Source organism: Syntrophorhabdaceae bacterium (genome assembly GCA_028713955.1).
In the GTDB taxonomy this organism is placed as follows: Bacteria; Desulfobacterota; Syntrophorhabdia; order Syntrophorhabdales; family Syntrophorhabdaceae; genus UBA5609.
In genome coordinates this window covers 1-13,301 of the sequence record JAQTNJ010000076.1, presented here as the reverse complement: position 1 = coordinate 13,301, position 13,301 = coordinate 1, and the positions used below count along the sequence as shown (strand labels likewise).

The 13,301-nt window shown below is 48.5% G+C and carries 14 protein-coding genes; 4 read left to right on the top strand and 10 right to left on the bottom strand.

Annotated elements, in window-relative coordinates; all coding sequences use genetic code 11:
- Window positions 1-149: 149 nt before the first annotated feature.
- Together PHU49_08220 and PHU49_08215 are read right to left on the bottom strand one after the other, a co-directional pair.
- Window positions 150-785: a sulfite exporter TauE/SafE family protein gene (locus tag PHU49_08220; protein ID MDD5243988.1), complete on the bottom strand. Its 636-nt coding sequence runs from the start codon at window positions 783-785 to the stop codon at window positions 150-152.
- Window positions 786-1,114: 329 nt separating this feature from the next.
- A complete protein-coding gene (locus PHU49_08215; GenBank protein ID MDD5243987.1) occupies window positions 1,115-1,282 on the bottom strand; it encodes a hypothetical protein in 168 nt (55 codons plus the stop codon).
- Between the two features lie 81 nt (window positions 1,283-1,363).
- Here PHU49_08215 and PHU49_08210 point away from each other — a divergent pair, with 81 nt between their 5' ends.
- The gene (locus PHU49_08210; GenBank protein ID MDD5243986.1) at window positions 1,364-1,690 is read left to right on the top strand and encodes a hypothetical protein; all 327 of its coding nucleotides are present in this window, start codon (window positions 1,364-1,366) and stop codon (window positions 1,688-1,690) included.
- A 41-nt stretch (window positions 1,691-1,731) separates the two neighbouring features.
- Here PHU49_08210 and PHU49_08205 read toward each other — a convergent pair whose 3' ends face one another.
- Complete coding sequence (locus PHU49_08205; protein ID MDD5243985.1) at window positions 1,732-3,492, bottom strand: formate--tetrahydrofolate ligase; 1,761 nt, start codon at window positions 3,490-3,492, stop codon at window positions 1,732-1,734.
- 19 nt (window positions 3,493-3,511) lie between these two features.
- Complete coding sequence (locus PHU49_08200) at window positions 3,512-4,996, bottom strand: UbiD family decarboxylase (protein ID MDD5243984.1); 1,485 nt, start codon at window positions 4,994-4,996, stop codon at window positions 3,512-3,514.
- A gap of 373 nt (window positions 4,997-5,369) precedes the next feature.
- Between PHU49_08200 and PHU49_08195 the strand changes: the two genes are divergently transcribed.
- Window positions 5,370-6,437, top strand: a complete 1,068-nt coding sequence (locus PHU49_08195) for an asparaginase (protein MDD5243983.1) — start codon at window positions 5,370-5,372, stop codon at window positions 6,435-6,437.
- A 440-nt stretch (window positions 6,438-6,877) separates the two neighbouring features.
- Window positions 6,878-7,153 carry an HU family DNA-binding protein gene (locus PHU49_08190; GenBank protein MDD5243982.1) on the top strand — a complete coding sequence of 92 codons (276 nt, stop codon included), beginning with the start codon at window positions 6,878-6,880 and terminating at the stop codon, window positions 7,151-7,153.
- 62 nt (window positions 7,154-7,215) lie between these two features.
- Here the strand turns inward: PHU49_08190 and PHU49_08185 are convergent, their stop codons facing one another.
- From PHU49_08185 to PHU49_08175, 3 genes are read right to left on the bottom strand one after another with little or no spacing between them, the layout of a single operon-like run.
- Window positions 7,216-7,683 carry a response regulator gene (locus PHU49_08185; protein ID MDD5243981.1) on the bottom strand — a complete coding sequence of 156 codons (468 nt, stop codon included), beginning with the start codon at window positions 7,681-7,683 and terminating at the stop codon, window positions 7,216-7,218.
- A 19-nt stretch (window positions 7,684-7,702) separates the two neighbouring features.
- Window positions 7,703-9,007, bottom strand: a complete 1,305-nt coding sequence (locus tag PHU49_08180) for a TRAP transporter large permease (protein MDD5243980.1) — start codon at window positions 9,005-9,007, stop codon at window positions 7,703-7,705.
- Window positions 9,004-9,480 carry a TRAP transporter small permease gene (locus PHU49_08175; protein ID MDD5243979.1) on the bottom strand — a complete coding sequence of 159 codons (477 nt, stop codon included), beginning with the start codon at window positions 9,478-9,480 and terminating at the stop codon, window positions 9,004-9,006. Before PHU49_08175 ends, PHU49_08180 begins: the two co-directional genes overlap by 4 nt.
- Window positions 9,481-9,876: 396 nt before the next feature.
- Here PHU49_08175 and PHU49_08170 point away from each other — a divergent pair, with 396 nt between their 5' ends.
- A complete protein-coding gene (locus tag PHU49_08170; protein MDD5243978.1) occupies window positions 9,877-10,089 on the top strand; it encodes a hypothetical protein in 213 nt (70 codons plus the stop codon).
- 155 nt (window positions 10,090-10,244) lie between these two features.
- Here the strand turns inward: PHU49_08170 and PHU49_08165 are convergent, their stop codons facing one another.
- From PHU49_08165 to PHU49_08155, 3 genes are all read right to left on the bottom strand, one after another.
- Window positions 10,245-10,583, bottom strand: a complete 339-nt coding sequence (locus PHU49_08165) for a P-II family nitrogen regulator (protein ID MDD5243977.1) — start codon at window positions 10,581-10,583, stop codon at window positions 10,245-10,247.
- 14 nt (window positions 10,584-10,597) lie between these two features.
- Window positions 10,598-11,965 (bottom strand): ammonium transporter, encoded by a 1,368-nt coding sequence (locus tag PHU49_08160; protein MDD5243976.1) that lies wholly within the window; start codon window positions 11,963-11,965, stop codon window positions 10,598-10,600.
- Between the two features lie 191 nt (window positions 11,966-12,156).
- On the bottom strand, window positions 12,157-13,035 hold the full coding sequence (locus PHU49_08155; GenBank protein ID MDD5243975.1) for a hypothetical protein: 879 nt from the start codon (window positions 13,033-13,035) through the stop codon (window positions 12,157-12,159).
- Window positions 13,036-13,301 lie beyond the last annotated feature (266 nt).

The following is a 13,301-nucleotide window of genomic DNA, read 5'->3' as shown; positions in this document are numbered from 1 at the left end:
GAATGTGAGAATGAAGGCGATTATCCCCTTAGGGTCCTGCGGCATCTTTCCGCCGCTGAACATAAAGAGCGTGACAACCATCATTACCATGATAAGGAGGGTGGTTCTACCCCGGCCTTCTCCCTGGGGAACCTGAGGGGTATCTGTTTTCATATGCCCTTGACACCTGCGATCACAGCTATTATCCCCGTGTAAAGATAATATAAGCCGACAATTCCCGTTGCCATTTTACCTACTATCTGAAGCGCCTGGAGACGGCGCAACACCCCAACAAAAGGTATCGGAATGAAAAACATGGAAGTACCGATAAAGAACATGAAGAAAAAGAAGAGGCTGTAGGACAGACTCCCTTTACTCGCTGCATCGGTCATCGCAAGTAAAAAAGGCGGACAAAAGGCAACACCGCTTAAGAGGCCTGCCATGACCGGGATCAACAAAGGGATCCTGATCCTCCCGGCAATATAACCGATGCTGCGGGCAGCGCATGGCACATCTATCTTGAAAAATGCATAGATCATCATGAGACAGGAGAAGATAATATAGAGGATGCCGATGAGCAATCCCCCGGACCCCAGCCTCTCAAGGATTGAAAGGTTAATCAGCCAGGTAATAAGGGCAAAGCAAAGATACCCGGCAAGGCGCCCCAGCAGGAACTTCGTCAAGGTGATAAAATTTTGCACAACATTTTTCCCTTCACCAAGCATATAAGGAATGAGCAAAGGGGTACAGTAAGCAACGCATGTTACACCATTGCTGAGACCGAGGAAAAACCCCTTCATCAGCATAGATTAATCCAAACAACAGCAAAGTACAAGTTCTTATTATCAGCTATAAGCTGCCAGCTGATATCGTGAAAAGTGAAACGTGAAGGGTGAAAAGTAATAGGTAATAGGTGATAGGTCATTGCGAACCTGCAGGGTGTGGTGTCTTGTCATTGCGAGCGCGGCGCGGCGTAGTGTCATTGCGAGCGAAGCGCGGCAATCCCATCTTTTGAGATCGCCACGTCGCTTGTGCTCCTCGCGATGACAATACAATAAAGACCTTGTTCCTGAGTCTTTCATCCTCTGTTTCGTCCTTTTATCTCTCATCCCTCGGTTTGTTCTGCCTTACGTTTTTACTCTCCGCTCTCAGCTCTCCGCTCTTTGCTGTAGTTCCCCTCACGCCTTACGAGTTTTTCGCCAGCATCCAGTATCAAGTATCTGGCAGTCAGTTCTGAATATTGATAATCAAGCCTCCTGTTCTCCTCAACCTGATTCTTCTCGTCATTTCGTCCTTCGTCCATCGTCCTTCGCGGTTCTCCGCTTCACGCCTTACGTGTTTGTGGGGCTGTTTCTTCTTTGCAGATATGGTATTATAGATGATTATGAAATATCGTTCGAAGGTACAACGAACTTACCGCCATGCCCTTCATCTTCTGCCCGCAATAATAACGGTCATGATCTCCTTCGTGCTGATCATTGTTTCGTGCGTTACGACAGGTCACGCAACTCCCGCATATCCCGTGCAGGTAGTATCAGAAAATGAGGTGTTCATCATCAACGGGCATCGATATGAAGCCATGACGGCCTGCGAAGGGATCACCGAAGGGGACTGGATTATTTTTTTGCAGGGCAGTCCCTACGGAACATGCTCCAGCGCAGTGATTCAAAATCTTCACACCGGCGCAACGTGTAAACTCTGGTGTGACTGACAATGGCCCGGCCTTCCACCTTTCCACTTTCCACCTTTCACTCAAGAAAGACCGGTCACCTTTCCGGTATCTACATCGATGTCTATCCTCCTGAATGCAGGGTCTGAGCCTGTACCCGGCATAAGCTTGATAGAGCCCGCTACAGGACATAAAAATCTGGCCCCTGTAAAAACTAATATGTCCCTGATCGGCATAGTCCACCCTTTTGGCACACCTTTTAGTTCGGGGTCATGGGACAGGCTGAGATGGGTCTTGACCATCATGGTAAAATAATCCTTTTTGTCGGGGTCCTCTTCCAATCTCTTTGCTTTTTCTTCAGCCTCAGGTATCCACAGTACCTTATCGGCGCCATAGATATTCTTTGCGATGACGTCGACCCGTTCTCTCAGGGGCATCTCTGCGGGATAAAGAAACCGGAAATCCACATCCTCGTTGCAGGCATCAATCACGGCATCCGCCAATTCAAGGGCGCCCTCTCCTCCCTTTTGCCAGGACTCCGAAACCGCTACGCGCGCCCCTTCAGCCTCGGCTGCCCTTTTTACACATTCCACTTCGTTTTTTGTGTCAGTGTTGAAGCTGTTGATACATACAACGGGCTTAACGCCTGACAACTTTACTGTCCGTATATGGTGAATAAGGTTCGGCAGGCCGTTCTCCAACAATCTCAGATCCTCTTCCCTGTATTCAGCAGGAATGGGCAAACCGGGCGCAACCCTGGGACCTCCGCCATGCATCTTCAATGCCCTGATAGTCGCGGTAATGACGGACACATTCGGCTGCAACCCGCTGATCCTGCACTTGACGTTCCAGAACTTTTCAAAACCTATATCCGTAGCAAATCCACTCTCTGTCACGTGATAATCAAACAATTTCAGACCGACCATGTCCGCGATGATCGATGACTGCCCGATAGCGATATTTGCAAAGGGTCCTGCATGAACCAGTACCGGCTGTCCCTCCACTGTTTGCAGAAGGTTCGGGTTAATGCTTTCTCTTAAAAACGCGCACATTGCCCCCGCAACCTCCAGATCCTCTGTCGTTAAGGGCTTGCCGTACCGGTCGAACGCTATGGTGATCTTCCCGACCCTCTCCCGCAGGTCCCTGAGGTCTTTCGCCATCGACAGGATCGCCATTATCTCCGAACTGACGGCAATGTCAAACCGGGACTGCATCGTAAATCCGTCCATCTTCCCGCCAAGGCCGATTATTATGTTTCTTAAAGTCTGGGCGCAGAAATCAATGACCCAGCCCATTTGAACATTCTTCGAATCTACACTCAAACGTCTCAAATTTCTTTTCGCGAGCTCGGAATCGCTGTAGTTCCTTTCGTGCTGCATCCTTGATGTCAGGGCTGTCATCGCGAGATTATGGGCATTGATAATATTATTGATATCGCCGGTCAACCCCAGTGAGAACTCCGTAAGTGGGATGACCTGGGCGTTGCCTCCTCCGGCGGCACTGCCTTTCACGTTCATCGTGGGTCCACCGGAAGGCTGGCGTATGGCGCCGCCGGTTTTCTTCCCTCTTTTGCCCAGTCCCTCCATTAACCCTATGCAGGTTGTTGTTTTGCCCTCTCCGAGGGGTGTCGGGGTGATGGCAGTGATGTTGACGTACTTCCCGTTTTCTTTCTGACGCAGCCTGTCCGTTATCTTTTTGAAGCTAAGCCTTCCTACCCTGCCATACGGAATGATCTCGTCTTTTTCCAGACCCAGTTCTTCCTGGAGCTGCCAGATCGACTTCATGCCCGCCTCTGCCGCTTCAGAGATCTGCCAGTCAGACATCCTGTTCGCATCATACGGCATATGTTGTCCCTCCAAATCCTTAAAGCTTGTTTGCCTTGGTCTTTGTTCTCTTATTCAGGGCAGGCGGTGCTCCGACAGGTTTCGTCGCGTCAAAACCAACCCTGAGCTCATATCTTTTGGATTTATCCGCTTCTATCGGATAGCAGTTGGCAAGCCTCGTGCCGACTGCCCAGACAACTTCCTCTATATCGTATATATCTACATCTTCGTTTACAATAATCGCAGACCTCAGAAATGAACTCACCGGCATCGTACGGTATTTCGAGCCGTTAAAACTGAAGATCTCCGTCAAGATTTCCTGTGGTTCCTTATCGGATTTTTTATCAGACAGAGAAACAACCAACCATTTTTTCGTTCCACCGCGCCAGTAAAGAATTGCATCTTTTACATTCTTGAACTTTGACTGAAGGTCGTCGAGGATATCACGCCCCCAGAAGCAGGCCAGGATCTCCGAGGTCGTACAGTGTTCGTTTGAATCGCCCGCGAGGAGGACCTGGAACAGCGGGTTTTTCCGGTGGCAGATGGCGGATATGCGCATCGTCGGCGACGGGCCGCCTTTGTAGATCCCGCCATGATCCGCAAAGGGACCATCCTTGGTCCTCGCCTTCGGGTTTATCTTCCCCTCTATGACGATCTCTGAGATCGCCGGCACCGATAGATTAACTGTTTCGCATTGAGCAACCCCTATGCCTTTACCTCTCAGCGCCCCTGCCACTGCCAGTTCGTCTATCTCCGGAGGTATCTTGGATACTGCCGCCGCAAATACAGCAGGGTCTGCCCCTATCAATACCGCAAAGTCCAGCTCTTCGCCCATCTTCTCATATGCCTTGTAGATGTAATGCAAGTCGCTCCCGGGAAATGCCCAGACCAGAATCCTGTCAGGACCAAGCACCTGCATCCTGTATACACCGACATTATAAGCATTTGTTTCAGGATTCCTGCATATCCCCACCCCTGCCGTTATGTAAGGACCGCCATCATCCGCGAAGAGTGTCGGGACAGGAAACTTTGTTATATCAGCCTTGGCCCCCTTTAAAATAACATCTTTCCATGGACAGGCTTCCACCTGCACTGGTGGAATAGGTTTTGCCATGGCGGCAGAGAATAGATTATACATCTCCGGCTGGCCGAACTTCTCAGCATGTCCCAGCGCAAGGCCTATCCTTCTCCAGTTTTGATATAATCCTCCCACTGCGGGGATCTTTGACCCTTTAACCTTTTCGAAGAGCACCGCCTTGCCTCGTCGCTCATATTCTTTTAAAATACTCCCGATCTCATATTGAGGGTCCACTTCTTTTTTTATTCTCGCCAGCTCTCCGTTCTTGTCCAGTAATTTTATGAAATCTCTTATTCCGCCTGCTTTATACGAACTAATCTCCCTGATTTTGCTCACATTGGCAGTTTCAGCCTGAGCAAGACCATGCCTGTCAAGAAGACCGGCCATAAGAACTGAGCCGGATATACCGGCAAATTTGATGAACTCGCGCCTGCTCTTATTTTCCATTTGTTCCCCCTTCTTAAGATCATTGGTTTTTCAAAGATTCCGAAGGAAAAACCTTTCAGAACCTTCTTGGCATTTTTAGCCTGTAATTAATTGTAGTCGCTCAAACAATTCTGTCAAGTACTATTCTATATAAGCTATCAGCTACCAGTTATCCGCAATATATTTGTCGTTTAATAACTTCCACGCTCTTGCTGTTATTGTGTGACAATCATTTAATGTATAATGTATAGTCATAAGAAACTGGTGCATATAAAAACCATTTTTGCCATTTGAAGTCCTGGGTAAAAGATGATGCGTGAAGGGCATTCAGCTGTATGGCGAAAGACAAAATGACCGGTGGGTTCGCCCCGGCAGTCTACGAGGAGTGTCAATCATGAAAAGATACGCAATGTGCGCGGCAGCCGTTTTTATGATCTTATTCTTTTCTATTCCGTCTTATACGAGTGATGCCCTTCCCCGTATCGTAATCCTTGCGACAGGCGGCACGATCGCCGGTGTGGGCACCACTGCCGCAACGACCGTAGGGTACGCGGCAGCAAAGGTGGGTGTCGAAGGGCTGATCTCGGCAGTTCCCGAGCTATCCGGGATTGCGAGGGTAAGCGGTGAACAGGTTATGCAGATCGCCAGCGAGAACATGACTCCCGTGGATTGGCTCATCCTTTCAAAAAGGGTCAACCGGCTGCTTGCCCGGGACGATGTGGACGGGATCGTCATAACACACGGCACCGACACCCTTGAAGAAACAGCATATTTCCTCAACCTTACCGTCAGGAGCAACAAGCCGGTCGTCCTGACAGGCTCCATGAGACCTTCTACGGCAATCAGTGCTGACGGGCCTATGAACCTTTACAACGCCATCCTTCTCGCGGGGTCTGCTGACGCACGCGGGAAAGGCGTTCTTGTAACGCTTAACGACCAGATCAGCGCGGCGCGTGAAGTGACAAAGACAAATACCACCGCCCCCGATACCTTCAAGGCCCCTGATATTGGATTTCTTGGATACATAACGGGCGGACAGACCCATTTCTACAGAACCACCACGAAACGCCACACCATACATAGCGAGTTCGATATCATGAAGCTGAAGACGCTTCCGGAGGTCTATATTATCTATGGGTATGCCGGAGAAAACCGCTCCATGCTCGACGCTATAGTTGGGAAAAGAGCCACGGGCGTGATAAATGCCGGTACAGGAGACGGGAGTATGTCTGACAGGATGAAAGCGGCATACCGTGAGGCGAGACAAAAAGGCATCGTCGTTGTCAGGTCTTCCAGGACGGGAAGCGGCTTTGTGGCGCGCACCGGGGAGGCAAAAGACGACGAATACGATTTTGTCGTGGCCGGTAACCTCAACGCGCAGAAGGCCCGGGTACTCCTCATGCTGGCCCTCACGAAGACAAAGGATACAAAGGAGATCCAGCGGATATTCATGACCTATTGAAACCGACGAACAGATAAATCTCGTAAGTCGTGAGGGGGAACTACAGCAAAGAGCTGAGAGCTGAGAGCGGAGAGTAAAAACGTAAGGCAGAACAAACCGAGGGATGAGAGATAAAAGGACGAAACAGAGGATGGAAGACTCAGGAACAAGGTCTTTATTGTATTGTCATCGCGAGGAGCGAAGCGACGTGGCGATCTAAGGGTATAATCTATTGAACGAGATTGCCACGCTCCGCTCGCAATGACCTTTCCCCTATCACCTATTACCCATCACCTATTACTTTTCACGTTTCACATTTCACGATATCAGCTGATAGCTGGCTGCTGATAGCTGATAGCCGGCGGGGAATCACTATTTTTTTTCAAATCCATGCTGATTTCTGTTGCAATTGAGGAAATTACATGTATCATATAAGAAAAAACAGCCAAGGGAGGGCTTTTATGAACAAGGGGGACTTGATAGACGCAATAGCAAAGGGAGCCAAGATATCCAAGGTAAGTGCTGAGAAGGCACTAAACACCGTCATTGACTCCGTAGGTGCAACACTGAAGAAGGGCGGCAAGGTCGCGGTAATAGGCTTCGGAACCTTCTCGGTATCGCAGAGAAAGGCCAGGAAGGGGAGAAATCCTCAGACCGGCAAAGAGATCAAGATACCTGCAAAGAAGGTCGTGAAGTTCTCAGCCGGAAAGAAGCTGAAAACGAAAGTCGCAAAGTAACAAAAAAGGATACCTATCCGTTACAGAAAAAGACCACCCTCAGGTGGTCTTTTTCTTAGCGGTTAATACCCTATCTTCTTTTTCCAGTCAGGTTCAAACTGTTTGTCAAAAAAATTTTCCAGCTCCTTAATAAGATGCTTCCATCCAGGCTCGTATTCACTGGTGAGAACGTCTTCGAGAAAAGGCACTATTTCACCCAGTTTGTTTTTGGGGAGATAGGCCCTCGCCTTCATATCGTAGGCCCGCTTCAGGGCATCGGAATTGAGTGCGTGCGCGGTAAGCATTACGACCTTCATGTTTCTTTTTACGGCCATTTCAAGAAGATCAAAACCTCTCACGCCCATAATGTCAAGGATCACAATGTCGTAGGCCACGGACTGAAGTTTGCCGGCGGCTTCATCATATGTTGTTGCCTGGTCGAACCGGCAGGTTGCGCAGGCATCTTCTATCTCTTCTCGGAGAACCTGGAGTATATCCGGCTCGTCATCTACCGCCAATATTGTCTTTCCATCAAGAAAAGATTCTTTCATTAGACATCCTCCTTTTTGTTTAACTTCCCATTAAGAGAGCCGGCAGAAATGTTGCAAGAGCCGGAAAACTGATCAGGATGACTGCCGCAACGCACAGCGCAATCAGAAAGGGCCATATCCCCTTAAAAACGGTTCCCAAAGGGATCTTGGAAATGCCTGCCACAACGTAGCTATTCATCCCTACGGGTGGCGTGATAACCCCCATCATGGTGATGAGAACAATAACCACTCCAAACCAGATGGGATCGAAGCCAAGCTGGGTAATGACGGGATAGAAGATCGGTATGGTGAGAATGATCAGCGCAAGTGCATCTATTACGCAACCGCCGAGAAGATATATGAACAGTATGATACCCATGATCACATTATGGGGAAGCGCCAGGCCCCCAACGCTTTCGGCAACCTTGAAGGGTATTGTCGAGACTGCGAGGAAGTGGCCAAAAATCGTCGCACCGGCAACGATAACCATGATCATGCAGGAAGATACGAGGGTTTCAAGGATGGATTTGCCCACTTGCTTAAGCGTTATCGACCTTGTGATCATCGTAAGGAGAAGCGTTGCAAATGCACCGATGGCGCCTCCTTCCGTAGGGGTAAAAAAGCCTTTCATCATACCCCCCATGACAACAATGAAGATGATAATAATCTCAATTGCCCCGGGAAGTGATTTGAAGCGTTGCTTCCATGTAGATTTTTCGCCCTTGGGACCCAGAGAAGGATCTTTTAAGCACCAGAGTAGAATAGAGATTATAAACAATGCACAGATCATAAGGCCGGGAAGTACACCGGCCATAAAGAGCTTGCCGATGGATTGCTGTGTAAATATCCCGTATACTATAAATATTACGCTTGGAGGTATCATGATGCCAATCCCTCCGGATGATGCGATAGAACCGCCAATAAGCTTGTCGCTGTACTTGAATCGTCTCATTTCAGGCACGGAAACACTCGTAAATGTAGCAGCTGTGGCTGTAGTAGATCCGCAGATAGCGCCGAAAAACGTGCACCCTATGACCGTTGCCATTGCGAGTCCGCCCGGTATATGACCTATGAAGCGAAAAGCTGAATCATAAAGTTTCCCCCCTATCCCGGAGTTTGCGGCAAGCTGTCCCATGAATATGAATAGGGGAATGACCGTCAGGCTGTAGGAAGAAAAGACATCAAAAATGTCTTTGGCAATGAGGTTTGCACCGGCCTGCACAGATGTTATATAGCAAAAACCTAAAAAACCTACAATCCCCATGGCAAATCCTATTTCGAGACCGGCAAAAAAGAGCACAAACATAATTACAAGACCTATAACGCCAATTATTTCGGGACTCATGCTTGCCTCCTTATAATACCTATAACATCGGCCAATTGGGTGATAGCCTGGAGAAAGCAGCATGCGCCTATCCCGAAAGCAATGGGATAAAATGGCACCTGTATGGTAAGGGAGACTTCTCCGGATCTGTAGAGATCCATTCCCATTTTAAACAGGTTATATCCCACAAAGACGAACAGGAATATACCAAGAAAACGTGTAATGATCAGCAGCACTTTCTGGACCTTTGCGGGCAATCTCATGGTAAGAAAGTCAACGGTAATATGGCTTCTTACCGATGTTGTGTAAGGGATACAGAAGCCTATTACTACTGCCGCTGAAAAACCCACAAGTTCGTAAGTCCCTACTATCGGGTGATCAAATTCCCTCAGGATTACATCGGCCACTGTTAACAACATCATGAACATAAGTGCAAATCCCCCGAAAAGGTAGATATAACGGTTAACCTTTTTACATTTTTCAAATAAATCCATGGTTCCTCCTTCCTTTCTCTGTCAATTATTTAAACGCGTATACGCTATAAGAGAATAAAACACATGATCTAATTCGTGAACCAGGGTTTCTTACATACAGATATTCCCACCATAATCAATAGCAATGATGGGAATAAGGAACGGCCGAAATAACAGAATTACAATTGGTTTATGCCGGAGTTTGAAATAAAAAACCATAGGTCTCGAACCTTGCGTTTTATAGCACAAAACGTAATCTAAGTAAATAATATTGGGTTCTTACTCATTTCAAACGAATAATCCTGTACTTTATTTTATACCAGATTGTTTTCTTCCTTACAAAAATAATTGCGAAAAAAGGCGGGTCATGGTAAACCGGGAAAGGGTGCTGGCAATGTATGCCCTTCAGGGAGAGGGATGAAAAGGATACTGCTGATAATGCTTTTAATCGTCATCTTGACTGGCTGCACCATGTATTACTCGAAGCCGGGGATGAGTACTGCCGATTTCGATCGGGACAAGCAGTACTGCCGGGGCATTGCCGAGCAGGAGGTCACCCGTAAACACACCAGGATCTGTGATGAAATTGACCTCTGTCTTGTACGCAAAAAAGGCTGGAAAAAAGACTGACGGCGACACGTTTCTATAATATTATATGATATCAGCTTTCTGCAAGGTCCTTCCGTCAGAGCGTGTCAAGAACCCCCGACCGCCTGCGCATGGAGGTAAAAGCCCACAGACAGGCTCCGCACCGACGACCGGGGGTCAATAAGCTGAACTTCTCACTAAAGTGCTTCTTCTCCGGCTTCACCTGTTCGAATACGATAGACCTCAGAGACAGGCGAGACGAATATCTTGCCGTCCCCTGCTTCGCCGGTACGCGCTGCCTCTATGATCGTGTTCACGATTGCCTTCACATCAGCATCTTTCACAACAATCCCCAATTGCAGCTTTGGGAGCATCTCTATCGTGTATTCACGCCCCCGGAATTGCTGCCTGAGTCCTTTTTGTTTTCCATGACCCTCAATTCTCGCAAGAGAAATGCCGGGATATCCTCGTTTCTCAAGGGCAGCTCTCACATCATCGAATTTTTCAATTCTTATTATCGCTGTTATTTTTTGCATGTCATCACCCCTCTCTATTTATTCTGGGTATAAAAATCAGGATAGGCCGAGCCACCATGTTCATATACATCCAGGCCTTTCATCTCTTCCTGAGGAGAAACCCTGATACCCATAATGGCATCCATTATTTTGAATAAGATATATCCGCATACAAAAGCCCATAATGCTGCAACACCGGCGCCTGTGACCTGAGCAATAAGCTGACCTGAACCGCCTCCATAAAGAAGGCCGGTTGCAAAAGGTGCATCTGTTGAATAATTGCCGTACGTGCCGTCTGCAAATATGCCGACGCTTATAAGTCCCCACATGCCGTTAAAACCATGGACGGATACTGCGCCTACGGGATCGTCAATCTTCAGCTTTTCAAGCCCGTATACGCCGATAACCACGATTACTCCGGCTATCAACCCGATCACTACCGCAGCCCATGCCTCCACCCATGCACATGGCGCGGTTACGGCGACAAGACCCGCAAGAATACCGTTAAACATCATACCGACATCATATATTTTTGTTTTTATAAGAACAACTATCAGCGCAGCAAATCCGCCTGCCGATGCAGCGAGCAGGGTATTGACCGCTATCACCGATATTCTCAGGTGGTGCGCGTTGAAGGTGGATCCCGGGTTAAAACCGAACCATCCAAACCAGAGTATGAAAACTCCCAGAGCTGCCAGTGTTATGCTGTGCCCGGGGATGGCATTCGGTTTTCCGTCCTTTGTAAATTTGCCGAATCTCGGCCCAAGGACTATTGCCCCTGCAAGTCCAAACATCCCGCCTATTGTATGCACAACACCTGATCCTGCAAAATCAAGATGTCCCATGCCGAAGGGCAGCGTCGAAAGCCATCCTCCGCCCCACACCCAGTGGCCGTAGATCGGATAGATCAGGATGCTGATGAATGCACTATAGATCAAATAGGAGGAGAATTTCAGACGTTCCGCCACAGCGCCCGAGACTATGGTTGCGGCAGTTGCACAGAATACCATCTGCCAGAAGAAATCAAGGTACTTGCCGACATCGTATTGCGCACCGCTTAAGAACAAAGGGCCGCTGCCGAAAAGCCCCCCGACATCTGCGCCCTTCAATATCGTATAACCAATAACAAAAAAGGCGAGGGAACCGACGACAAAGTCAATTGTATTCTTTGCCATTAAATTAGCGGCATTCTTTGCCCGGCAAAAACCTGTCTCGACCATTGCAAAGCCTGCCTGCATGAACATAACCAGAAAGCCGCAGACCAGAACCCAGACATAATCGACCGGCGCCTGCGCATTTTCCGCCAACGTCTTTACGCCGAAAGGATCCGGTTCGCCGGCAAACGTTGTAACGGCCAATCCCAACATCATAATCAATAACAACACAACTAAGCCCTTTTTCATTGTAAACCTCCTTTATGTATAAAACTGCTCTTCTGGCTTACCGCTCGAAAAATCAGCGGGAACCGATATGCAGACAACGTTGTCTGATTGCTGATGTGCCTGTCCGATCAGGACTTTGCTGCTTCGCTGCAGGGGAAAGGGCTCTGTGCAGATCACGGATGACCTGCCGGGCCCTGAGAACACCGTGTTTCTCAGAAACTGAAGATGAAGTTCGCACCTCCCACGAAGACCGTACCGAGGTATCCGTTGGGATTGTATGAAACGGCGCCGATCTTCTTCTTTGCATCGCCGGACAGCGGGAACCAGTACTGGGCAACCGGCTGGAATGAGATGGCCTTTGTAATGGGGATGGTAAACCCGGCCTTCACCATGCCGTCATGGAACCCTTTGTATTTCGACCCGGTATATCCACCGGTAGATTCCTCGTATGTCTTCCAGTACCTGTTCTGTCCGATAAAATAGCCGGCCGACGCACCGAGATCAAGGGTCACGTCCTTGTACACCGGGATCGAATGGGAGAATGAAAGGTTTATGTAGGTGCCGGTATACTCCGTGATGTCCTGGTTGATGGCCAGGGTCGGCTTTGTGAGTATATCGTACGTTGCGCTGATGAAAAGCTCTTCGGTCTCATTCGTATACTTCGTGTTGTAGTAGATGTATCCGCCTGTGAGGGAGAGCTTGTCAAAGGCGCGGGTATAGCTGAGTGTCAGATCGGTCTCGTTGAACCACTTCATCCCGTCCTTACCGGAGGCGCTCGGAAAATAGGACTGCGTATCGTGGGCGTTGCTGTCCACGTTGCCCCAGTAGGTGGCCGAAAAACCCTTAAAAGAGGCGGTAACGGCAGGTTGAACCACAAAGCTGCCCCTGCTCAACTCATAGCCGCGGAACACGTACTTATTGAATACACCGAGGGTTACACTGCCGGTCACCTTTTCTTCGGGTGCCTTCTCCGGCGTCCCGGCTTCTGCAACCTTAGTCTCCGGTGGTTTTGCCTCCCCGGCAAAAAGACCGGTCACCGTGATAGAACATAATAGAAACACTGCACACATAAGAATTTTAACACGCTTCATCTGGAACCTCCTGTTAATGTAATAAAGTGTAGTTGCCCGATGCCAAACTATTCATCACCTCCTCTCTTTACCGGAAATAAAAAAGACGTCCTGAACCGTCATTGGTTCAAAGACGCCTGCGTCCCGGTCTGTTCCTCAAAAAAAAAACAGCGTTCGAATCTTTTACTCGAACGCCGTTGTTATATTACACACCTTTGTGTTTTTACCCTTACTCCGGGTATTTGTTTTCTAAAAAAGTACAAGTAAGGAATTTATTGGCCTGTTAA